Origin of the sequence: Alteromonas sp. MmMcT2-2 (assembly GCF_022348305.1) — a bacterium.
GTDB classification, from domain to species: domain Bacteria; phylum Pseudomonadota; class Gammaproteobacteria; order Enterobacterales; family Alteromonadaceae; genus Alteromonas; species Alteromonas macleodii.
This window is the reverse complement of sequence record NZ_JAKRFA010000006.1, coordinates 114,471-135,831: the sequence shown is the minus strand read 5'-3', so window position 1 is coordinate 135,831 and position 21,361 is coordinate 114,471. Positions and strand designations below refer to the sequence as shown.

The following is a 21,361-nucleotide window of genomic DNA, read 5'->3' as shown; positions in this document are numbered from 1 at the left end:
ATTTCGATCAATATTTTTAAACAATCACATCAGCTGTCTGAGATGAGATGTTGAGCTAAAAAATCCACAAGCAGCCTAATTTTAGGTGCAACATTTCTGTTTGAAGGAAATACAGCCCAAATAGCCTCTTGCTTGTCTTTGTACTCGGGGAATAGCTCAATTAGCTGACCAGAGGCCAGCGCTTTACGCACGTAAAACCCAGGTAGTTGTGCAATACCTAAACCAGCAATCGCAGCACTGCACAGTGCATTCCCGCTGTTATACCGTACTCTCCCCTGTACAGGAATTGACTGAATTTCATTATCGATAAGCAAACGCCAATAGGGCTGTGACCCCACCAGTAGCGAGTGCTCTTTTAACTCTTCAATACTTTTAGGCTGACCTTGCTCTTCAAAATAATCCCTACTTCCGCATACAAACAAATGACGTGTAGCCAGCTTTTTTGCAACCAGCGTCGAGTCTTCCAGTTTGCCAATGCGTATGGCAAGGTCGAGGCCTTGCTCGACAATATCGAGCTTTTCGTTTGAGAAAGTGCATTGCACGCTAATGCCGGAATACTTTTGCATGAAGGTATTGAGCAAAGGCGCGATGAAGGCTTCGCCAAACGCTACGGGAGCGGTAAGTTTAATTAGCCCTTGCGGCGATGCTTGCAGTGCGCTCACAGCTAGCTGGGCATCTTCAAGCGCTTTTAACGCTGGCATTGCCTGCTGAAAATACTGCGTACCTGCTTCAGTGAGCGATACGCTGCGCGTTGTTCGCTGTAATAATTTAACGCCTAGCTGCTTTTCAAGTGATGCGACTTTACGGCTTATCTGCGCCACTGACGTATCTAGCTTATTGGCAGCCCCGGTAAAATTACCAACGTCAGCTACGGCACAAAATTCGGCTATACCTTCTAGATATTTCATTATCGCCACTCGTTGGTTTAGCGTTGTTCATCACAGCGCTGGTTTATTTAAGTACATTTTATTTGTCCAAATCAATTATTACAAATATGAAATAGTGATTTACTAAAACTGTATTTATCATTAGTAATCCATCTCTTATACTTTGGCCTATAAAACATCATCGTATATTTATGATTAAGGAGTCATCACATGACATCGTTTAAAGATTCATTGCAAGAAGGTCAAACTCATATCAAGTCAAAAGCTGCGGTGGCTTGGGGCCCGGGTGAGCCGTTAAAGATGGAAGAAGTTGACGTAGAGCTTCCTAAGAAAGGCGAGGTACTTGTACGCATCGTTGCAACTGGCGTATGTCACACTGACGCATTTACGCTGTCCGGTGATGATCCTGAAGGCGTATTCCCTTCAATTCTAGGCCACGAAGGTGGTGGTATTGTTGAAATGGTGGGTGAAGGTGTGACTAGTGTAGAAGTTGGCGACCACGTTATTCCTCTTTACACCGCAGAATGTGGCGAATGTAAGTTCTGTAAGTCAGGCAAAACTAACCTTTGCCAAGCAGTGCGCGAAACACAAGGTAAAGGCTTAATGCCAGACGGCACAAGCCGCTTCTCTAAAGATGGTGAGCCAATTTATCATTACATGGGCTGCTCAACGTTTTCTGAGTACACGGTTTTACCAGAAATATCGCTAGCGAAAGTAAACAAAACGGCTCCGTTAGAAGAAGTATGCTTACTTGGCTGCGGTGTGACAACCGGTATGGGCGCCGTGCTTAAAACTGCGAAAGTACAAGAAGGCGACACGGTTGCTATCTTTGGGTTAGGTGGTATCGGTCTATCTGCCATTATTGGTGCACGCATGGCAGGCGCCGGCCGCATTATTGGTATTGATATTAATGAAAGCAAGTTTGACTTAGCGAAGCAGCTTGGCGCAACTGATTTAGTTAACCCTAAGAATTTCGACAAGCCTATTCAGGAAGTGATTGTTGAAATGACCGATGGCGGCGTTGACTACTCGTTTGAATGTATCGGCAACGTAAACGTTATGCGCTCTGCGCTAGAATGCTGCCATAAAGGCTGGGGCGAATCTGTAATCATTGGTGTAGCTGGCGCAGGACAAGAAATTTCAACGCGTCCATTCCAGTTAGTAACTGGTCGTGTATGGCGCGGCTCTGCATTTGGCGGTGTTAAAGGTCGTTCAGAGCTGCCAGGTATTGTAGAGCAATACCTAAATGGTGACTTTGGTCTTCAAGAGTTTATCACTCACACCATGGGTCTTGATGAAATAAACGAAGCGTTTGATTTAATGCATAAAGGTGAAAGTATCCGTTCAGTTGTGCATATGGATAAATAAGCATTAGAACCAAAGCGCAGATATTTTTGCATAAAAAACAAAGGCCCGCATAAATGCGGGCCTTTTTGTAGTTACCATATGTGTAAATCTATTTGGCTCTCTTGCGTCTTATAAACGCAAAAGCTGAAAGAGGTAGCAAAATAGCCAAGCTCGCTGGCTCACTAACTGAAACACTGGATACACTCGCTAAACTAGGCGCTTCAGTTACCACGATATCATCAACAAAATTGCCATAGGTTCCTGTATTGATGGTAGAAAAACGGATGGTTGTCAGCGCAGTTTGCGCAACAAAATCACCGTAGAATTCAGACCAAGTTTTAATGGCGTGATCATCAAACACTTGACTGAACAAAATGTTATTCGTATCGCTGAATATGTCTAGCTGAAAACTTTCACCTTTGCCTCGTGCTGCATAAGCAAATGACACATCATAGTTAGCATCTGCTTCAGTAGAGAAGCTTTGAAAAATAAAGTATTGGCCATTATTACCATCGGCATTAAGCTCAGCATATTGGCTACCATCAAATGCATTCAACCCTTCGAAATTATCCCATAGCTCCATATTTGTGCCGCTCCACCCATCAACTGTTCCAGTAGTGAAGATTTTCCAGCTATTACTCTTAATATCGTTGTTCTCAAAGCTACCGTTTAAAATCAAATTGGCGTGAGCTGTCGTGCTCACACCGAAAACTAAAGATAAAACTACTAACCACTTGTTCATGTACTTCTCCAAAATCACATGTGATCCTATGATTGTATTTTACCAAGTGGTCCAACCTGTGTATCTTATTCTTTAGCATGTTGTATAAAAGTATAACTAAATAACTCCCTGCTCTAACGCCTTGAGCACTGCCCTCGTTCTATCTCGTACACCAAGCTTAGCCATGACTGAAGAAACTTGGTTCTTAATGGTGCCTGTTGATTTGAACATCGCATCTGCAATTTCTTTATTACTGTAACCCGCAGCGATCAAACGGAGAATTTCGACTTCTTTCTCAGTAAGTGGCTCTGGATTTTCAAACGACTCAAATTCTACGTTCAGTCCTTTCAAGCCTTGCAACACTTTTTCGGTTACCGCGGGCTGAATCAGCGTTTTACCATTTTTTATTTGTGTAATAGTGTCAACCAGGGTTTCTAGCGATACATCTTTAAGCAGGTACCCTTTTGCACCAGCGCGCATAGCGCCGTTTACCAGCTCGTGATCGTCAAACGTAGTAAGCATTAGCACTGGCGTACTAATCCCTTTATCACTCAGTGCAAGCAAAGTATCGATACCCGATAATTTGGGCATGCGAATATCCATTAATATCACATCACAGTTTAAAGCGTTTTCACTATCAATGAGCTGCTGACCATTTTCGTATTCGCCAACAACTTCAACGCTATCATCAAGCCCTAAAAGTGATTTGATGCCTTCCCTTACCAGCATTTGATCTTCAACTAATATAAGGCGTGTTTTCATTCGCCCTCCGGTATGTGAATTGCGATGCGAAAACCCTGCTCGGTTCGCTGCCAGCTGATAGTTCCATTTAGCTCATGAACCCGTTCCTGCATTCCTTTTAGACCATTGCCAGCCACCACATGACTTGAAGTGTCAGATTCGCTTGATCGCTCTTCCTTTCGAACCCCTTCTGCAAAAGCGCCTTCTGAATGGCTACATGGTGCTTTGTCGAAGAACTGTATGCTACTTGGCTGCTCATCACTGAGTTTCTCATCTGCAGCATGCGGCACCATACTGTCGTGCATTAGTAGGTTGTAAGCGCCGTTGTGTTGCGTCAGTGATAGGGAAAAATAATGCGCCTGTGTATGGCGTATCACGTTAGTTAGCGCCTCTTGCATACTTCGCAACAGGCAGTCAGCAATTCGCACGTTGGTTAACATTAAATCATCGTCAATGTGCAGATTTACCATCGGCCTAGGCAAGTCTTTAATCAGTGCGTTTACCGCTAATGAAAAATCGATAGCCGCATTTTCCCGAATATCAGAAATCGCTTCTCTAACATCAGAGAGTAAGAGCTTTGCGATACTGTGGGACTGTTCAACGTGTCGCTTTATAGCTTGCGATTCAGTGCTCTCTAATAAATCCGCCTTTCTCGACGCGACTTGAAGGTTGATGGTAAGCGCCGTCAAATGATGCCCTAAAACATCGTGAATGTTTCGCGCTATACGCAGGCGTTCATCTTGAGTAAGCGCCTGCTTCATTAGTTGCTGAGTACTTAATAATTGTCTATTAAGCGCGTCAGCTTCTTCACGTGCTTTCGATTCTTTAATGGCAGTGTTTGACATGATCATGGCAAATAAATTGAATGTCCAAAACAGCGCGCCGGTTAAGACAGCTTGCTGCTCTTGCCACACCCATCCTTGGATGAGGATGGTGGGCAAAGCCAATGGTATTGAAAGCACGACGCACGTTTTCCAATTAACATAATAAGGAAGAATGGCGGACCAAATAACAATGAAGATGGCAAGGTAAGCATAGGGAAGCAAAAACTGGCACAGTACCGCTAGTAGAAACATCGCCCATAACGTTGGCAGCCTTAACGAAGGCATACTATGGTCATGCCTACTGACAATCACAAAAGTCACAGCTAGCATGCAAAAAATAGCAATGGCAGAGAGGGTTCGCCAATGCATGAACGAGTATTGATGATACAAGAAGTAAAGTGCAGAGCCGCTTACAAACATCCACGTAATACATGCAGATGCGCGCTCAATATCGATGCTCACCCGCCAATGAGCAGGGATTGAGATTTTCATTCGTTTCTGACTACCTATATCTTTTCGTTCTTATAGCGTTACTTTGACAAAAAACATAGTTCAATGCATAGGCCAGAAGTCACTTTTTATTTCGTGACTTCTGGCACTGTTGTCAATCTCGCGAAGTTATCACTATAAGCCTACAATTTTGTTCATTGCCAAAGGAAAGCAAGATGCAAACAATTCATGGCTTTATAGTAGCGCTTCACGTTTTAACGGGTGCATTGTCACTTTTACTATTTTGGGTGCCTAGTTTTACGAGAAAGGGCGGAAAAGCCCACATTCAATTTGGTGGTTACTACATAAAAGCGATGCTATTTACGTCTATTAGTGGCGTTATCAGCTCTACAATGGTGTTGTTTATTCCGCTAGCCATCTACCCGACAATGCCCGAGCACTTTGAGTCTGTTGCTTATTTCACCGCATACCTTAGAGGTCAATATATCTTTTTGCTGATGTTAAGCCTGTTGGTGTGGAACAACGTGAGGCATTCTGTAGCGGTGCTTAAAGTGAAGCAAAATCTTGAGCAGCTGCGCACAATTGAATATTTATGGCTACCCGTACTGCTTTTTGTCGTCGCTTCCATTGCATTGTATCAGGGTATTACGTACGGCATCACGCTAACTTGTATCTTTGCCCCTATTGCACTGTTAAATGCCATTGGTATTGTGCGCTATGTTTATCAAAAAGACATCGTTGCAGGTTCGTGGGTAACTGAGCACATTGGGCATATCATTGGCTCTGGCATTGGTGCATATACCGCATTTTTTGCCTTTGGAGGACGCGCATTATTCGAAGGCTCGCCGTCACTACAACTTGTCAGTTGGGTTCTACCTGCCCTTATAGGCGTTCCTTTTTCAATCTGGCTTAGCTGTAAATACAAACCAAAATCATCTGGTCGTAATACGTCTTCTTTAAAACCTAAGGTAATGAAAAGTTAAACTTAAAAGTGATATATAAAAATTCAATTCAGCAGTTGTTATCAATGCCACGGTTAGGGCCTGTTTACTTAACGGTGGCATTGCCACTTGGACAACAAGCCATCAAATGTGTAACGTAAGAAATGGCAATAACGCCACCATAAACCAGTGTCAACATCGAGCGCTAAATTATGAAAAAGCACCAATCAGCAGCACTTAAAATATTGAAAGATACACTGTCATTTCAAACGTCTAAGCGTAGTCTCGCTGTTAGTGCGGCCTGTATTGGTTTAGGGCTAGGTTTAAGTGCAAATGCGAACGCATATCACGAAGACAATTCAACACCGCAAACCAGTGACCAAGCGCAAATGAATACCAAACCGACACTTACAACGCTCACCAACTACCAAGAAAACGCGCCATATATGTTCTCTTCGGGCTTACCCGATGCCTCTCACCTTTCTTTACTGAAAGAAAAAGGGGTGACGCACGTTGTAGATTTGATCCCAGGGGATAGAACCAGTGAAATCTTAACTACCTCAGAATTAGGACTCGATTACTTTAATGTGCCCGTGGATTGGGAAGGCCCCACATTAGCCAACTTTTTAAATTACGCAGCGTTTATGCAAACCGTCGATATCAAAGAAGACAAGGTACTCACGCACTGTAAACTGAATTGGCGAGGCGCTGCTTTTACGTATCTATACAGAATTAACGTACTTGGTGAAAATGAACAAGCCGCCCAAAAAGACCTTATGGCTATTTGGCATCCGAATCCAACATGGTTCGCTTTCATGAACGAGGTAATTGCCCACTACAATGAGGTAAACGGTAAAGAAGTAGCGATGTCGTTCGAGGCTGCCGCTCCTGAAAACCACTAAATTTCTGTCTTACCGAGAATAATGGCGGTCTAAGACCCTCTCGTCCCTACCAAACACATATGAAATTTCAGATTTATCATTGACACATACGGAATTTCATATACGATACATCACATACGAAATTTCATATGTGATGTGATTTATGTCGACTTGTTCTGATTCTGCGCAGCTACAGCCTTTAACATTTTTCAAATGCTTGTCGGAAGACACCCGCTTAAAGACGCTGCTTATGCTCTGTGTAAAAGGTGAGCTATGCGTGTGCGACCTTACTGATGCGCTTCAATTAAGCCAGCCCAAAATTTCACGGCATCTTGCAGATTTACGAAAATGCGGTTTAGTTCTCGATACTCGTAAGGGCAAATGGGTGTATTACCAACTCCATCCTGACTTACCCGCTTGGGCACTGGAGGTCATTAAGAACACCGCTATTCACAACAATGAATATATTAGCGAGGCGTTAGCGAATTTGTCCTGCGAGAATTGCTAGATTCCAAACTTTCTGAATGGCACAAAGACCGCTGCAAAAATGCACAGCAAAGGTCAACAGGCCCTGGTGTTAATTGCAGCTTAATACTTCGCCAAGTATCTGTTTTTTTCGAAGTCTTATTCTATTTATTACAGCTACCCACAGTAGCCTCGACCATTAAACAAGGTTTTATATGAAGATTTTATATATTTGTACGCACAACCGTTGCCGCAGCATTCTTTGCGAGGCCATCACTAACGCCTCGAACGGCAATGTTGAAGCACGTAGTGCTGGCAGCCAGCCTGTAGGGGAAGTACACCCTCTTTCTCTTAAGTACCTTGCAGAGCGCGGGTTTAGTACAGACGGCCTTCAAAGCCAGTCGTGGGATGAATTTGAAGATTACGATGCTGATCTTGTTGTCACCGTTTGTGATTCAGCGGCGGGTGAGTCATGCCCTGTTTATTTCGGTAAATCTCTTAAGGTGCACTGGGGCTTAGAAGACCCGTCTAAGTTAGAAGGTAGCGAACAAGAGAAAGCAGAGGCATTCAACAACACTATCGATATTATTGAAAAGCGTGTAGCGGCATTAGCAGAGCTTGCTGAGAAAAACTTAGATAAAACAGCGCTTAAAGAGGCACTATCCAAATTAGGAGCCCAGTAATGGGTAACAGTAAATCAATGAGCCAAGATATATCAAGTAACCAAGAAAGCTCAACAGCACAAAGCCCATCTGATAACGCGGTAATGGCGCAAATGCACAAGCCAATTATGGCTAACTTTGCATCAGGGTTCTCAGATCACAAGCCGCGTATTTTGCTACTTTACGGCTCGCTCAGAGAACGCTCGTACAGCCGCCTAGTAATTGAAGAGTCGGCAAGATTGCTTGAGTACTTTGGTGCTGAAGCCAAAATCTTTGACCCTCGTGGATTGCCGCAGCCAGATACTGAAGATGACTCACACCCAAAAGTGAAAGAACTGCGTGAGCTTATGATGTGGTCTGAAGGGCAAATTTGGTGTTCACCAGAGCGCCACGGCAGCATGACTGGCATTATGAAAAGCATGATTGACTGGGTACCGCTTAGCCTTGGCGGCGTTCGACCGACCCAAGGTAAAACGTTGGCGATTATGCAGGTTTCCGGCGGTTCACAATCGTTCAATGCGGTAAACCAAATGCGCATTTTAGGTCGCTGGATGCGCATGCTAACCATCCCTAATCAGTCTTCTGTGGCAAAAGCCTTTCTAGAATTTGAAGACGATGGCCGCATGAAGCCGTCACCTTACTACAACCGCATTGTGGACGTAGTTGAAGAGTTGGTGAAATTTACTTTGCTCACCCGCGACAACAAAGACTTTCTCGTTGACCGCTATTCTGAGCGCGTTGAAAGCGCAGAAGAAGTGAGTAAGCGTGTTAATCAAAAATCGTTGTAAAGTAAGACAAAGGTGAATCAGAATGGGTTTCTTTGAACGTTATTTATCAGTGTGGGTTGGCCTTTGCATTGTTGCAGGGGTGGGCCTAGGCTATGCCATGCCGGGTGTATTTGCGTCTATTGCGGCGCTTGAATATGCACACGTAAACCTGATAGTGGCAGTACTTATTTGGCTAATGATTTACCCAATGATGGTACAAATAGACTTTGGCTCAATTAAAGACGTGGGTAAAAAGCCGAAAGGCCTTGTACTGACCTTGGTGATTAACTGGCTGATAAAGCCCTTCACTATGGCACTATTGGGTTGGCTATTTTTTAAGGGCATTTTTGCCGACTGGGTAGATCCGCAAACGGCCACTGAGTACATTGCCGGCATGATCCTACTGGGCGTCGCTCCATGCACAGCGATGGTATTTGTGTGGAGTCACCTTACCAAAGGGGATGCTAACTACACGTTAGTCCAGGTATCAATTAATGACTTGATTATGGTCGTTGCCTTTGCACCGCTTACCGCCATGCTGCTGGGCGTAACAGATATAACCGTACCATGGGATACCCTGCTGCTTTCTGTTGCACTGTATGTTGTATTGCCATTGGTCGCGGGTTATATCACGCGTCGTCACTTGGAAAATAAAGGCAATAACGCACAAGGAAATGGCGCTGTTGACGCATTGGTTAGCAAGTTCAAACCCTTTTCAGTTATCGGCCTGCTACTCACTATTGTTATTTTGTTTGGTCTTCAGGCCGAAACTATTTTATCGCAGCCGCAAGACATCGTGCTTATCGCGATACCGCTACTAATACAAACTTACGGTATTTTTGCCATTGCTTACTTTGCGGCAAAACGTATGAAACTGCCGCATAATGTTGCAGCACCGGCATGTATGATTGGTACGTCTAACTTTTTTGAATTGGCGGTAGCCGTCGCTATTTCGCTATTTGGTTTACACAGCGGCGCAGCACTTGCCACTGTGGTGGGTGTATTAGTTGAAGTGCCCGTTATGCTTTCGCTAGTGTGGTTTGCGAACAAAACGCGCCACTGGTTTGACTAAGCGCATATGAAAAAGGGCGAACCGCAGTTCGCCCCTTTTCATCAATTTTTCTCATCAACCTTTATCAACGCTTTTTACAACGCTCTTTATAAGTCGTTAAAATCTTAAACCGCAATCGCTGGTTTGTAAGTATCGGGAAGAATAAAGCCAAAGCGCTGCAAAACTGACGTTAGTACGTCCCGTTTTATCGGCTTTTCAATAAAGCCCAGTGCACCTAAAGACATTACTTTTTCTTGCATCATTGGCTGAATATCACCAGACACGACGATAACAAACGTTTCTAGCTGACGGCGTTTTATTTCACTCAACACACTGATGCCACCAAGAACAGGCATGGTCAGGTCCAGTAAAACCAAGTCTATTGTGTGATGAGCCAATACTTCCAACGCGTCCATACCATTTGACACTTCGTAAATAGTTTCAGCAAAGCCATCTGGCAAATTGCTTCTCGCCATTTTTCGCGCCAGCGCCGAGTCATCACAAATAAGAATATTAAAACCCATCAAATACAAACTTATAATTGGTTATTAATCCGTCAACAGAATACATTAAACGAAAGTATAATAAAACAAAAAAGTGTCTGATAATTGGTAACTTAATCGCTATCTGCGCCAAACTTCACTCTTCAAGCTATCTATTTTGTGGTAGATATAGCGAGTAACAAAATAAGGAACACACGACCATGCAAGAGTTAGCTACTAGCCAAGATAAGAGTTTGGTAAGAAAAGTTGCCTATCAAATTTTGTCTCATTTCGATAAGAGTTATCGATGGTTCACCCGCATCACTCGTGGCGCTCAAGAAAGGTTCGAAAAGGGAAATTGGAAAGAAACTCAGCTTGCCTCTAAAGAGCGAATAACCATTTACGAGCAAAGCCTGTCAGACGCTGTTGCCGAAATTTATCAGCTAACTCAAGTACATCAAAAAGACGACGCTTTCTGGCAAGAGCTTAAGAAAGTATTTGCTTTACAGCTAGAAGGCCACCCGCAGTTTGAGCTAGCCGAAACCTTTTACAACTCTGTAATTGGTCGCTTGTTTAAACATAGAAAAATCGATAACGATATGATGTTTGTCTTGCCCAGCCGCTGTTTCTTACCCGGGCAAGACAGAGACAAAGTGATTAACAGCTTCGACACCACCACCACGGTGCGTGAAATGTACGAGTCAATTTTTAAGATATATCGATACAACATTCCATTTGAAAACTTCGAGCGAGACCTACAGAACCTTGAAAGCGCGCTTCGCGCTCGGTTGAATAAGGAGCAGCTAGCCAGCGTTCAAGCTGTGGAAATCCTTAAGCCTACGTTTTTTAGAGGAAAAGCCGCTTACCTGATTGGGCGAATTTGCATGCCCGACGAAACGCTGCCGTTTGTTATCGCCATGCGACGCTATAACGAACCCCATATGTTTGTGGATGCGCTGTTAACTGATCGCAAAGACTTAAGCGTTATTTTCGGTTTTGCTCGCAGCTACTTTATGGCTGACACTCAAAATCCTGCGGAAGTTGCCGCCTTTCTTCAAGAGCTTCTCCCTAATAAAAAGCACTTTGAGCTTTATATGGCAATGGGACACTATAAGCACGGTAAAACAGTGTTCTATCGCAACTTCTTGCAGCACATGGACGAGTCAGACGACAAATTTGAGGCGGCCCCGGGCATTCGAGGCCTGGTCATGATGGTTTTTCATCTGCCCTCTTATGGCGTGGTGTTTAAGATTATTAAAGACGAGTTTGCAGAGAGTAAAAAAATCACGCGTGAACACGTTAAAGAATGCTATAAGTTAGTGAAAATGTCAGACCGTGTGGGTCGAATGGCAGATACCCACGAGTACGTAAACTTCAGGTTTCCGCTAGACAGAATTGAGCCTGAACTTATTGAAGAATTGAAAGAAACGTGTGCATCGAGCCTAGAATTCACTGAATCTGAACTCATCATTAAACACATGTACATTGAACGGAAAATGACGCCGCTTAATCTGTATCTACAAGAAGAAACAGATGAAGAGAAAATTACCCGTGCATTAGATGAGCTTGGACTGTGCATTAAGCAAATTGCTATGGCCAACATATTTCCTGGCGACATGCTACATAAAAACTTCGGTATTACCCGTCATGGCCGCGTTATTTTCTACGACTATGATGAAATTTGTTTAATGAATGAGCGCAATTTTAGATCCCTGCCGAAATCTGACGATCCTTATGCTATTGATACGCTCTCGGTAGCGCCTAACGACGTATTCCCCGAGCAGTTTGAGCACTTCATTGTAGGTAAACGCAAGTTCAAAGATATACTTAAATCGTTGCACGGTGATTTGATGACCCCTGAATATTGGCACGAAGTTCAGGAAAAATGTGCACGAGGCGATGTTCAACACTTCACGCCTTACAACGCCAGCATGCGTTTTGACAGAGGCTAACTAAGTTAAGTGTTTGATCAAGATGCACGTTGACCGGGGCCCCAGTGTAGTTCAATAGTGTAGAGCAAGCCAAAGCACTGTGCATGCGCCCTCTAGGGCACTAGACACCTGAACAGATTGTCGCTACATGCGAAAAAGCTTAAAAGTGATCGTTTCGTTACTTAACACTCGTAAAAGCATGTGAAAGCGATACTGCTTTGCGACTGCTTGATTTTGCTTGCTGACGATTAATCGCCACATAATGGCGACAGCAACGCCAAACAAGTGTGTGAATGTTGATAAACAAAAGAAGCGTAATAATGAAAGTGCTACTTGTAGAAGATGATCCAAAGGTTGCCTCGCACATTGCAAATGGACTATTGGGTGAAGGGCATGAATGTATTACTGTAGGTGATGGAACATCAGGCTACCAACAGGCGTCAAGTAACGAATTAGACGCCGTAATTCTGGATGTGATGCTGCCCGAACTCGACGGTTTTTCTGTTTTAGAAAAACTTCGCGAAGAAGGCAACACAACGCCCGTTTTATTACTGAGTGCAAAAAGTCAGGTTGAAGACAAGGTCAAAGGCCTTCGCACAGGCGCTAATGATTATTTAACTAAGCCTTTTGCCTTTGAAGAGTTACTTGCTCGCGTTGAGGGCCTTGCAGGTCGTAACAAAGAAGGTGAAGACAAGACGCTGATAAAAGTAGGCGACCTCACTCTAGATCTGGTTAACCGCAAAGTATTGCGCGGCGATCAAGAGATCGACCTGCAGTCTAAAGAATTTCAATTGCTTGAATGCCTGCTCCGTCACAAGGGTAAAGTCGTGACGCGAAGCATGCTGCTTGAGCAGGTTTGGAACTATCATTTTGACCCGCAAACGAATGTGATAGATGTTCACATTAGCCGCTTGCGTCAAAAAGTGGATAAGGCGTTTAATGTCCCGCTTATAGAGACTGTGCGAGGCACAGGATATCGAATAGCGGATGGGCTTGCATGATAGCAATACGCGACTTTACGCGTAGTTCAAGTTTTCGCGTAGGCGTATTGCTCACTACTCTAGCTTGTATTGCCATTGTTTTAATTGTTTATTTTTGGCGATTAACGAGCAGCGACTTGTTTATTTCGGAATCGAATGCTGCCGTTAATGCCAAAACAAACGCTCTGATTACTTTTTATGAAAACCTCGGTATTGAGGCGGTTAAGTTAGCGATAGCCAAAGACAATGGCCAACATTCGCCAAATGGCTCAACAATCACCTCAGCCTCCGACCACCTACGTTCATTTGTTGCACTGAGTAAAGATGAACAAGTAGTGGCTGGCAATCTGTCGTCAATTCCCCTTGTTCTTGAGCGCCACAAAGGTGCCAGTTTTGCTACCGCAGAAATAGTTATCACCCGCCCCAATAGCACAACGAGAAAAACGCTGCGCCAAGTACTTATGAGAGAAGTAACCCTTGGCGATCACGTGCTTTACGTTGGTCGTGGCATTGACGATTTATACAGCGCACAGTGGTTTGGTAAAACGTTCAGCTGGATCATTGTGGTGTTGCTTTGTACCTTGAGTGTGCTGAGCTTCGCTATTGCTGTTTACGTGGTTAATCGAATTAACCGCATGTCGCAAACGGCGGATAAAATTATCAAAACGGGAAACTTGCAAGAGCGTTTAGAAATTGACAGTAATTGGGACGACCTGAGCAGTTTGTCATTTGTGTTTAATCAAATGCTCGATACTATCGAGAGTTCAGTCAACAATATAAAGTCAGTGACCGATAGCATCGCCCATGACCTTCGCACTCCGTTATCTCGACTTCGCAACACGCTAGAAAAAATCGAAGACACTCAACTAAGGGAAGATACAACCCAAGAAGCCGACAACCTGTTAAACATGTTTAACAGCTTGTTACGCATAAGTGGGCTTGAAACCACCAATAAGAAAGAAGGCTTTTGTTCCACTGACGTACGCGCCATCGTAGAGGACGTGGTTGACCTTTATCACCCCCTTGCAGAAGAGCGCGACATTACCCTTTCGAGCGAGCTCGTTGCAGTTACAATGCTTGCCGATCCTAACCTGCTATTTCAAGCTGTAGCTAACGTGTTAGACAACGCCATAAAGTACTCTAATGAAAAAAGTGTGGTCACCGTACAGCTCTCTACCACAGCAAGTCATATCGTGATTGCCGTGAACGATGCGGGAATTGGCGTGGGTGAACATGAAATTGTGAATCTGGAGCGCCGATTTTATCGGGCAGACGGCAGTAGAACCAGTAAGGGAAATGGGTTGGGCTTATCGCTTGTGTCTGCCATTGTGAAGTTACACGACGGCCACATTTGGTTTATTCACGACCCGCTAGTTAAAGGGCACGGGTTAGGTGTGGTATTTACGTTTAAGCGTTAAGCTTTGGACTATTGTTTTTGTCGACAAAAAATAAAAAAACGCTGACGCTTTCTTCTTAGCATCAGCGTTTTTATCCTACATTTTCAACGTTGTGATTTGTGCCAGTCGCTTACGCTAACAGCGACTTCACGTACGCTTTAATCTCTTCATCTTGACCGTGGTCAAATAGACACTGCTGGAAACGCTCTCCAGATACGGCTGTTTTAACCAGTTCAACGTCCATTTTTTTCAGTGAATCGACGTAGCTCTCTGGAGCCAACGCACGTTTCAAATCTGCGAGAATACCAGCGTTTCGTACTTGAGGTTCTTTACGTTCAACGGGATAGCCCGCGCCACGCTCGCCTGTTAACGCTTTCTCAAAGATATAACGCGCATTAAGTTCAGCGCCCCATCCAAAGCCTTTTGCAAAAGGTAACGCTAACGCATTTCCATTGTTAACTTGGTTAAACAAAAATGCATCTGAAGGGTCGATACAATAACCGCAAAATACGCCTGGATGAGCATTCAATGACATCATAGCCCCTTGACCCGTACCACAGCCTGAAATCACAAAATCGACAGCTTTTGAGTTGAGTAGAATAGCTCCCATTATGCCTAAGTGCACATAGGTAAGATGGTGATCAGTTTCGCTGTTCATACCCACATTGAATACAGCGTGTCCCAGTGAGTCCGCCACGCTTGTGAGCTCATTTAATATTACCGGATTCTTAGCCGCCTGACTGTTTTCCATCATCAATGCAACTTTCATGAACGCTCCTAAGCAAAGAAAAATAACGAATTAAACGCTTACATTAGCATGGAACGAAATGCCACCTCACGGGTAATGCCAAAGTAAATGTCGATTAGTTTCAAATGTGAAACGAAAACGGAAATATATGAAGATGGAGGGCCGACGAGTAACAACTCACTGACCAGTAAATCTACTGGCCAGCATTTTTCAAAAAACGAGGTGAATGGCGTATTAGTCTGTTTGTTTTTGCATAAATATGGTGACTTCTGCCATCACAATGCCAAACTTACGAATATACGAACGGTTCATCATAGTACTGTCGTCAAATGCCCAAAACCAATCGTCAAACGTCACTGAATAGCTAGTGTCATCCACCGGCAAATCCATCTCGTAATGAAAGTTAAATGCGTTGCCAAAGCTTGTGCCTTTGGCTGGACCATCAATGTCACTCGCGCGACCCACATAGCTATTATCACTTTGCTTTACAATGGTCCAAGTACGGGACGTTGGACCGTCGCCCACACCGTAATTAAAGGATTCATCAAGGGTTAACGTATCGCCATCTACTGAACCATCGATGTCTACTACGAACCTTTGCACTACCTCGCCCGAGCGGTTCTGAACAATGCCCCAGGCTTTAACGTTCCCATCAAAAAATTGCTCAATATCGAAAACAGGCGATACAGACCTGTAGTCTTCACCATCGACTGAAACAGAGCATCCGGATAGCCCTGCCACCGTTAAAGCGGCAATTCCGATTCCTAAAACAAACTTCACCGTATTCTTTATCACTTTCGCAACCTTAATCATTTGACGAGATAGACTTGGCGTAATGCTAATAAAGCGTTGCCCTTATCCGTTTCCCAATAACTTCTTTCTAAATTTTGGCTCAGACGTTTTATCGCTTAGCCAGATATCAAAAAAACGCTGTGTAAATACTTTGTCTTCAATTTCATCAGCCTTTTCACCGTTCACGTAAAACACACTCGTGCCATCTTTCGTAGCGATACCGGTAATGACGTCGCCCTCGCTGACGTCAGGAAAGATACTATTCATTAGGGAAAGCCACTTGTCTGAATCATCAGCCGATAGGTCTCCTTGCTTTTTCATTTCATCAATAGAACGCTGGGCAATTTTCTTGCCTTCCAAGTCTCGCTGGTACGTTAACTTTAGTGCAAAGGGGGGCTGGTTGGCGTATTCACCTTCAGGCGCATAAAGCTCACCGGTATACACATCCCAGAAGTAGTAAGAGAACATTCCTTTTCCTACGAGCTTTGCATTGGGAACATAATTACTGATGTACTTAACATCTGGCTCTTGCGCAACCGCATTCTTTGACATGATTAGCCCGCTTGTTGATATCGAAACAAAAAGCATGATGGAAAACATCTTCGCAGCCATGCTAGCGCTATACATCGAATATCCCCACACACCACTGGCACTTTCTAAGCGCATTGGTAAGGATTTAGCTCTCAACTGGCGAAATAGGCCATACATTTTGATAACCATAACTATGCTCTTATTAGCGTAATAAACATTACAGGTCTTTTATTGAATTTCTATCTGGTTATACTCTTGCCTTCACACATTTGATCAACTGACACTAGGCTCTCGTTGTGCTTCCCCTTGATGCATTTAAATCGTCATTAACCCTGCCCTCACCGCTAGTCCCATTTAAGCCAAATTGGGAAGGTGCCAGCAAGGTATCGCTATTTGTTAAACGTGATGATGCTATTCACCCTGTAATGTCAGGTAATAAATGGCGAAAGCTAAGTCATGCGCTCACCAGCCCGTTGCCAAAAACGATAGTGAGTTTCGGCGGCGGTTTTTCTAACCACCTGCATGCACTAGGCTTTGTTTGTTATAAATTGGGCATTCCTTTTAACGCCATTATTCGCGGTGATTACAGCGCTGCACCTACACCCATGATTGAGGATTTGAAAAGTTGGGGCACCCGTATCGACTATGTAGACCGAGTCACTTACAAAAAGCGAAACGATAGCGCATATTTACTTCATCTTAAGCAGCAGCAACCTGACGCGATGATCATTCCTGAGGGCGGAAGCCAAGCACAAGCGCTTCAAGGGATAAAGGACATGGTTGATGAAATCGACATAGACTTTGATTTTATTGTCGCTCCTGTCGCTAGTGGAGCCACTTTGGCGGGAATAGTCAGTGCATTAAATAAACGTAATGAAAATAATGCGAAAGACACTCTCCATCACACTGGTTGCAACGCTGTCGGTGTTGGCGTGCTGAAGGGTGAAGACTACTTAGAAGGATTAGTCGAACAATTTCTTCCAGCCTCGCTTGGGCGATCAAATTGGCATATTGAACACAACTACCACTTCGGTGGTTACGCCAAAGCGCCAAATGAGCTTCAAACCTTCTGCAACGATTTTAATAATACTTTCGATTTTGATATCGAGCCTGTTTATTCCGGCAAAGCCTTTTGGGCAGTTAAAGATATGCTGGCCAAAGGTATGTTTGAAGACGGGTCACGCATTGTTGTACTGCACACAGGCGGCTTGCAAGGCGCAAGATAAAACCCTTTTATAACAGAGTGTTGCGCCCACTACCTTTCGGTGTTACAACTATCCCTGTGAGCTTGCTCACAATTCTTTTAAACACTAAACAACGATAACAACAAGAAGTTTGTCGCAGGATGCGGCATAAACATTAGCGCTTGCTACCTGCAAACTTCATCAAGGAATGATTATGAAAGATATTTTCTTCTTCGACTCAATGTTAACCCCTAAGATTATCACTTTCGTGTACTGGCTATTGCTTTTAGGATCTGTGGTAAGTGGCGTAACAACGATGTTTGTAGGGTACGACGCGAGTTTTGTATACGGCCTATTTATTATCGTGTCTGGCTGTATTGGCGCAAGAATCTGGTGCGAACTGCTTATCGTACTTTTCAAAATTCACAGCAACCTTCAGAAAATTGCTAGTAAAGAATAGTGCCATACCAAGGCTAGCGCTTCTCTAGGTAGCGCTAGCAATTCATTTAGTACTTTGATTGTGTAAGTCCATTAGTATCAATCTGCGACAGGATAGCCAAACAACCTCTTTAACTTTGCTTTTATCCCTTTTGCGTGCTGAAGCTGTTCACGAAGCACACCTATTTGACTGAAGTTAGCGCTAAGAGGATTGTCCTCAGGCATTTTTCCTACAATGCCGTACTTTATCGTTATCGTTTTGTCTTCTTTAGCGAAAGTGCCGAATAATTTATCCCATATAATAAGTACGCCACCGTAATTCTTATCGATGTATGGTTTATTCGTTGCGTGATGAATACGGTGATGCGTAGGCGTGTTGAAGATACGCTCTACCCAGCCTAGGTTTCCAATTGTCTGAGTGTGTACAAAAAACTGATAAGCCAGATTGATAGCGACAATGGCAAAAACCAGACTTGGCGAAAAACCAATAAGAATCATTGGTACCCAGAACAGCCACATGCCGACAAAAGGGTACAAAACGCTTTGTCTGAAGGCCGTTGTGAAATTCATTTTTGTCGAGCTGTGATGTACCACATGCGCTAGCCAAAACCAGTGTATGTTGTGTGAAGCACGATGAAACCAGTAGTACAAAAAGTCTTGAAGGATAAAACCTGCAAAAAGTGATAGTGCACTAAGCTCTATTTTAAATAGTGAAAACTGGTGTAACCAAATAAAAAAAGGCATTAGTAGAAGCAAGACCAATGCATCAGAGCCCTGATGCAATAGTGCAAGTAAGGCATTGTTCACACTGTCTTTTACATTGTAAAACTGTCGCGCTTTCTTAAATTCAACAAAAACACACAGTAGAAATACGGGGCTTAACCCTAGCAAAATAAGTTCAACGGGGATCAAAGCGTGCTCCTAACTTATCTAGACATTGCTCAATATCGTTTTGCAACAGGCGCGTCAGTAACCAGTTTGGTATATACCAGGGCGCCCGACAGGTAATGCGATAAGAAACGTTTGTTGAATTTTCCTGCTGCGTGAACGCAATAACGCCCCTGTGAGCCTTCACTGGGAAGTCATCAACCACTCTATATTCAATGCCGTTGGTATCTGCGTGAATAATCTCTTCTTTAAAACGTACACTGAGAATAGTGACTTCTCTTACGCAGCCTTTTCCGCCGCTAATCTCATTATCATTTTCTGCTTTCAATACCTTAAACGATGCGTTGAAAAAATCGCTTAAATTCTGGTGATCAAGCAGCGTATCGCACAGTTCTTTGGGCGTTGCAGCAATATTTTTTTGGTAGTAAACATCAACCATCTAGGTTATTTCCTTTTTTGACGGCTCCTAGCATAAATTGACATTTCTATTTTATCTTGCGTTAATGCGACAGTGTTTTTGTTATTTTGCGACATGCATATGCCATCAGTTTCCTCAGCCTATATCCAAAGTACGGTGAGCTATTTAGTTAGCTTAGGCGTTAATGCCGACAATGTTTCGTTAACTACCCAAAAGCATGACTCACTGTCTGGCTCTTCACGTGTTGATATGGATGTATACGTTGAGCTGTTAAACCAAGGGGTCGCATTAACCAACAATTCGTTATTTGGTTTTGATTTAGGTAAACATATTCAGGCGAAAGATTACGGGGTGCTGGGTTACCTTGTTGAAAGCTGCGAAAACTTGGTTCAAGCCATAAATGCGCTTACCCGCTTTGACGCTTTAGTTGCTGACATCGGCACCACTAGCGTGTTTTTCGAACCTGACAATACCCGCGTTGAGTGGGTACCCAAAAGCGCCGATTGCAAGCAGATGGTATTGCGCAACACCACAGCCTGGGTAGCAACCGTCTACAAGATATTAGGTTCTGCCTGTAAACTGAATGCCGTCGCCTTTACGTTTCCTTTGAGCGATTCGGAAAAAGCCATGCTAGCGATGTGGTTCAATTGTGAGGTGGTTGATAACGTCAACACCAACGCCATTATTTTTCCTCAGCACCTTTTACATATTCCATTTACCAGCGAGAACAAAGCGATGTTTAGTGCGCTTGTAAAAGTATCCGAAGAAGCACTAATGGCGAGCAAAGGCGGCGACCGTGTTCAATTTGCCAATAGCCAGTTCTACGCCAATCAGCATGAAGACATAAGTCATAGAGTCGTTGCGCTTTTAAAAGCCAATCCAACCTTAAAAGGCTGCGATCAGCAACGCGTAGCCAATGCACTTTTTATCAGTCCGCGCACCTTACAGCGAAAATTGAAGCAAAGTGGCACTAGTTTTCAACAAATTCTCAATAGCGAACGCAAAGCCCGCTTAGATGATTTGCTGAAACATCACTCCATCGCTGATACCGCAGATTTATTGGGGTTTCAGGAACAATCATCATTTACCCACGCCTTTAAAAAGTGGTACTCAACAACACCACTGAAATACCAAAAACAACTTTTAGCGCCTTAAAGCTAATGTCCACTTCCTCATCGCCGAACTATTAAGTCGCGTTGAAAAACAACCGATAAAAAGCAATCGCCCTATAGTCTCTTAATCTTTTAGTATGAAATGGTAATGTTTAGCTATCGCAATGGTGAATATTAAACTAATGTGACGTAGTAAGCGTAGGTATTAGCAAGTGTCCAGCAACGCTAACTCACAGGAGATGCGCTATGATCGACCGTCCAGTTACATTGCCAACGCCATTAAACGTACTCGTGTCGAAGTCACTAAGCTTATGTGAGCTTATGTTACCCGTATGCGATGTGTTTTACCCCTTTGCCGCCATCTATGAAAACGGCCGAGTAGGTTGTATTTTCAACGACGAAACACAAGGTCAAAAGCGAGAGTCACAGCTTATCGAGCAGCTTCAGTGGCGAATTATCGATACCACCACCGACACAAACAGCTACAGCGTATTGGTTTATGCTGCGGCGGTTAATACCCAAGACAGTAAAACCCTCGACGCCATTGCCATAGCCACTGCTACACCAAATCATGAAGAGCGTTTGATTCTTTACCCTTATTACAAAGTTGATGATAAGGTAGTCATATCGCCACCAATTGATACGGTTACCCGCTGAAATTCGAGCGACTTTATATTTTAAACCGAGCAGAATTGCAGACACGTTATTAATTTTAAAACGTGT

Annotated in this window: 24 protein-coding genes; 14 read left to right on the top strand and 10 right to left on the bottom strand. The window is 43.7% G+C overall.

Annotated features, from left to right (window positions below):
* Positions 1-29 precede the first annotated feature (29 nt).
* Entirely contained in the window at positions 30-908 is an 879-nt protein-coding gene (locus MHM99_RS05870) for a LysR substrate-binding domain-containing protein (protein WP_168462932.1), read from the bottom strand.
* Between the two features lie 189 nt (positions 909-1,097).
* Here MHM99_RS05870 and MHM99_RS05865 point away from each other — a divergent pair, with 189 nt between their 5' ends.
* Positions 1,098-2,255, top strand: a complete 1,158-nt coding sequence (locus MHM99_RS05865) for an S-(hydroxymethyl)glutathione dehydrogenase/class III alcohol dehydrogenase (RefSeq protein ID WP_049586019.1) — start codon at positions 1,098-1,100, stop codon at positions 2,253-2,255.
* Positions 2,256-2,343: 88 nt separating this feature from the next.
* Here the strand turns inward: MHM99_RS05865 and MHM99_RS05860 are convergent, their stop codons facing one another.
* The 3 genes from MHM99_RS05860 to MHM99_RS05850 form a co-directional block, all read right to left on the bottom strand.
* The gene (locus MHM99_RS05860) at positions 2,344-2,976 is read right to left on the bottom strand and encodes a response regulator receiver protein (protein ID WP_239218515.1); all 633 of its coding nucleotides are present in this window, start codon (positions 2,974-2,976) and stop codon (positions 2,344-2,346) included.
* 96 nt (positions 2,977-3,072) lie between these two features.
* Positions 3,073-3,717 carry a response regulator transcription factor gene (locus MHM99_RS05855; protein WP_156078761.1) on the bottom strand — a complete coding sequence of 215 codons (645 nt, stop codon included), beginning with the start codon at positions 3,715-3,717 and terminating at the stop codon, positions 3,073-3,075.
* The gene (locus MHM99_RS05850) at positions 3,714-5,012 is read right to left on the bottom strand and encodes a histidine kinase (protein ID WP_239218513.1); all 1,299 of its coding nucleotides are present in this window, start codon (positions 5,010-5,012) and stop codon (positions 3,714-3,716) included. The genes MHM99_RS05855 and MHM99_RS05850 overlap by 4 nt, the downstream gene beginning before the upstream one ends.
* 173 nt (positions 5,013-5,185) lie before the next feature.
* On the opposite strand from MHM99_RS05850, the gene MHM99_RS05845 reads away from it, so the two are divergent.
* From MHM99_RS05845 to arsB, 6 genes are all read left to right on the top strand, one after another.
* Entirely contained in the window at positions 5,186-5,953 is a 768-nt protein-coding gene (locus tag MHM99_RS05845; protein WP_239218511.1) for a hypothetical protein, read from the top strand.
* A 170-nt stretch (positions 5,954-6,123) separates the two neighbouring features.
* The gene (locus MHM99_RS05840; protein WP_239218510.1) at positions 6,124-6,813 is read left to right on the top strand and encodes a hypothetical protein; all 690 of its coding nucleotides are present in this window, start codon (positions 6,124-6,126) and stop codon (positions 6,811-6,813) included.
* Positions 6,814-6,955: 142 nt separating this feature from the next.
* On the top strand, positions 6,956-7,300 hold the full coding sequence (locus tag MHM99_RS05835) for a metalloregulator ArsR/SmtB family transcription factor (RefSeq protein ID WP_239218508.1): 345 nt from the start codon (positions 6,956-6,958) through the stop codon (positions 7,298-7,300).
* Between the two features lie 172 nt (positions 7,301-7,472).
* Positions 7,473-7,940 carry an arsenate reductase ArsC gene (locus tag MHM99_RS05830; RefSeq protein ID WP_049586016.1) on the top strand — a complete coding sequence of 156 codons (468 nt, stop codon included), beginning with the start codon at positions 7,473-7,475 and terminating at the stop codon, positions 7,938-7,940.
* Positions 7,940-8,707 (top strand): arsenical resistance protein ArsH, encoded by a 768-nt coding sequence (gene arsH / locus MHM99_RS05825; protein WP_152910866.1) that lies wholly within the window; start codon positions 7,940-7,942, stop codon positions 8,705-8,707. Before MHM99_RS05830 ends, arsH begins: the two co-directional genes overlap by 1 nt.
* A gap of 22 nt (positions 8,708-8,729) precedes the next feature.
* Entirely contained in the window at positions 8,730-9,758 is a 1,029-nt protein-coding gene (arsB, locus tag MHM99_RS05820) for an ACR3 family arsenite efflux transporter (RefSeq protein ID WP_014980115.1), read from the top strand.
* 104 nt (positions 9,759-9,862) lie between these two features.
* Here arsB and MHM99_RS05815 read toward each other — a convergent pair whose 3' ends face one another.
* A complete protein-coding gene (locus MHM99_RS05815; protein ID WP_014950500.1) occupies positions 9,863-10,261 on the bottom strand; it encodes a response regulator in 399 nt (132 codons plus the stop codon).
* 179 nt (positions 10,262-10,440) lie between these two features.
* Here MHM99_RS05815 and aceK point away from each other — a divergent pair, with 179 nt between their 5' ends.
* The 3 genes from aceK (at position 10,441) to MHM99_RS05800 (ending at position 14,548) form a co-directional block, all read left to right on the top strand.
* Positions 10,441-12,171 carry a bifunctional isocitrate dehydrogenase kinase/phosphatase gene (gene aceK, locus MHM99_RS05810; RefSeq protein ID WP_049586015.1) on the top strand — a complete coding sequence of 577 codons (1,731 nt, stop codon included), beginning with the start codon at positions 10,441-10,443 and terminating at the stop codon, positions 12,169-12,171.
* A 299-nt stretch (positions 12,172-12,470) separates the two neighbouring features.
* A complete protein-coding gene (locus MHM99_RS05805; RefSeq protein WP_014950502.1) occupies positions 12,471-13,151 on the top strand; it encodes a response regulator transcription factor in 681 nt (226 codons plus the stop codon).
* Positions 13,148-14,548: a HAMP domain-containing sensor histidine kinase gene (locus tag MHM99_RS05800; protein WP_049586014.1), complete on the top strand. Its 1,401-nt coding sequence runs from the start codon at positions 13,148-13,150 to the stop codon at positions 14,546-14,548. The genes MHM99_RS05805 and MHM99_RS05800 overlap by 4 nt, the downstream gene beginning before the upstream one ends.
* Positions 14,549-14,657: 109 nt before the next feature.
* On the opposite strand, the gene MHM99_RS05795 is transcribed toward MHM99_RS05800, so the two are convergent.
* The 3 genes from MHM99_RS05795 to MHM99_RS05785 all read right to left on the bottom strand — a co-directional run bounded on the left by MHM99_RS05795 (position 14,658) and on the right by MHM99_RS05785 (position 16,787).
* Entirely contained in the window at positions 14,658-15,296 is a 639-nt protein-coding gene (locus tag MHM99_RS05795; RefSeq protein WP_039226261.1) for an RpiB/LacA/LacB family sugar-phosphate isomerase, read from the bottom strand.
* A 213-nt stretch (positions 15,297-15,509) separates the two neighbouring features.
* Entirely contained in the window at positions 15,510-16,070 is a 561-nt protein-coding gene (locus MHM99_RS05790; protein WP_101565650.1) for a DUF3833 domain-containing protein, read from the bottom strand.
* A gap of 60 nt (positions 16,071-16,130) precedes the next feature.
* A complete protein-coding gene (locus tag MHM99_RS05785) occupies positions 16,131-16,787 on the bottom strand; it encodes a chalcone isomerase family protein (protein WP_239218506.1) in 657 nt (218 codons plus the stop codon).
* A 107-nt stretch (positions 16,788-16,894) separates the two neighbouring features.
* Here MHM99_RS05785 and MHM99_RS05780 point away from each other — a divergent pair, with 107 nt between their 5' ends.
* Complete coding sequence (locus MHM99_RS05780; protein ID WP_239218504.1) at positions 16,895-17,824, top strand: pyridoxal-phosphate dependent enzyme; 930 nt, start codon at positions 16,895-16,897, stop codon at positions 17,822-17,824.
* A gap of 172 nt (positions 17,825-17,996) precedes the next feature.
* A complete protein-coding gene (locus MHM99_RS05775) occupies positions 17,997-18,242 on the top strand; it encodes a DUF4282 domain-containing protein (protein ID WP_014950508.1) in 246 nt (81 codons plus the stop codon).
* A 77-nt stretch (positions 18,243-18,319) separates the two neighbouring features.
* Here the strand turns inward: MHM99_RS05775 and MHM99_RS05770 are convergent, their stop codons facing one another.
* Together MHM99_RS05770 and MHM99_RS05765 are read right to left on the bottom strand one after the other, a co-directional pair.
* A complete protein-coding gene (locus MHM99_RS05770; RefSeq protein ID WP_039226248.1) occupies positions 18,320-19,132 on the bottom strand; it encodes a sterol desaturase family protein in 813 nt (270 codons plus the stop codon).
* Positions 19,119-19,547, bottom strand: coding sequence for an SRPBCC family protein (locus MHM99_RS05765; protein WP_061486446.1), 429 nt, complete (start codon positions 19,545-19,547; stop codon positions 19,119-19,121). Before MHM99_RS05765 ends, MHM99_RS05770 begins: the two co-directional genes overlap by 14 nt.
* A gap of 99 nt (positions 19,548-19,646) precedes the next feature.
* Between MHM99_RS05765 and MHM99_RS05760 the strand changes: the two genes are divergently transcribed.
* Positions 19,647-20,681, top strand: a complete 1,035-nt coding sequence (locus tag MHM99_RS05760; protein ID WP_239218502.1) for an AraC family transcriptional regulator — start codon at positions 19,647-19,649, stop codon at positions 20,679-20,681.
* A gap of 203 nt (positions 20,682-20,884) precedes the next feature.
* Positions 20,885-21,295 (top strand): hypothetical protein, encoded by a 411-nt coding sequence (locus MHM99_RS05755; RefSeq protein WP_039226244.1) that lies wholly within the window; start codon positions 20,885-20,887, stop codon positions 21,293-21,295.
* Positions 21,296-21,361 lie beyond the last annotated feature (66 nt).